Origin of the sequence: Chromobacterium sp. LK1, from assembly GCF_001043555.1 — a bacterium.
GTDB classification, from domain to species: Bacteria; Pseudomonadota; Gammaproteobacteria; order Burkholderiales; family Chromobacteriaceae; genus Chromobacterium; species Chromobacterium aquaticum.
Map to the genome: position 1 here is coordinate 1 of NZ_LDUI01000078.1, position 1,160 is coordinate 1,160.

1 protein-coding gene is annotated in these 1,160 nt (G+C 67.2%); it reads left to right on the plus strand.

Translation table 11 applies throughout. The features are described 5' to 3' along the window. The coding region (locus VI26_RS22870) for a type VI secretion system Vgr family protein (protein WP_048412056.1) at positions 1-1,160 on the plus strand (1,160 nt) is incomplete at both ends.

Genomic DNA, 1,160 nt, shown 5'->3' on the forward strand with positions numbered 1-1,160 from the left:
GCGGCGTGGTGTCCAAGGTGCAGAGCCTGGGTTCGGACGGCGGCTTCAGCCGCTACCAGCTGACCATCGAACCGCCGTTCGCGCTGCTGCGGCATCGCGTCAGTTCGCGGGTGTTCCAGGACTTGTCGGTGCCGGACATCGTCAAACAGATCCTGGCCGAGCATCAGCAGGCCAACCCGGTGTTCGCGCGGGTGCAGACCTTGGAGTTCAAGACCGGCCCGGCGTCGCCGCGCAGCTACTGCCTGCAATACCGCGAATCCGATTACGACTTCATCGTGCGCCTGTTGCACGAAGAAGGTTATGCCTGGCGTTTCGATCATGTCGATGGCGACACCCCCCAGGTGCAATTGGTCGCCTTCGACGACCCTTACAGCCTGCCGCCGGCCAGCGTGGAACGGGTGCGCTTCCACCGCAGCGACGCCACCGAGGCCGAGGACGGCCTGACCGAGTGGAACGCGCAGCGCCAGATCGTGCCCGGTGCGGTGGCCTTGGCCAGTTTCGACTACCAGCCGGTGCAGACCCAGCACAGCGGCGACGACAGCCGCATCGACCAGGGCCAGAACGGCAAGGCCTTGCAATCGTCCTTGCACGGCTACGACCCGCAATCGCTGTACTACGCCGGCGACGCCGACCAGCTCAGCCGCTACGCCCAGCTGCGCCAGCAGGCGCATGACCTCAACGCCAAGCAATTCAGCGGCGGCGGCTCGGTACGTGGCCTGGCCGCCGGCCAGTGGTTCCGCCTGGACGAACACCCGGCCCACGACGGCGACAGCAGCGAGCAGCGCGAATTCGTGGTCACCCGCCAGACCCTGAGCGCGCGCAACAATCTGCCGGCGGATCTGAAGGCGCTGGCGGGTGAGAAAGACGCGCAACCGTTCCGTGCCGACTTCGACGCCCAGCGTCGCGGCGTGCCGCTGACCCCGGCCTACGCCCACACCGAACTGGCCAAGCCCAAGTCCCGTGGCGTGCAGACCGCCACCGTGGTTGGCCCGCAAGGAGAAGAAGTCCACACCGACCAGCACGGCCGCATCAAGGTGCAGTTCCACTGGCAGCGGCCGGACGAACACCCCAGCATTGGTGCGGGCATGGACGACAAATCCTCCTGCTGGCTGCGGGTGGTGATGCCCAGCGCCGGCGCCGGCTGGGGCCATCAATTCATC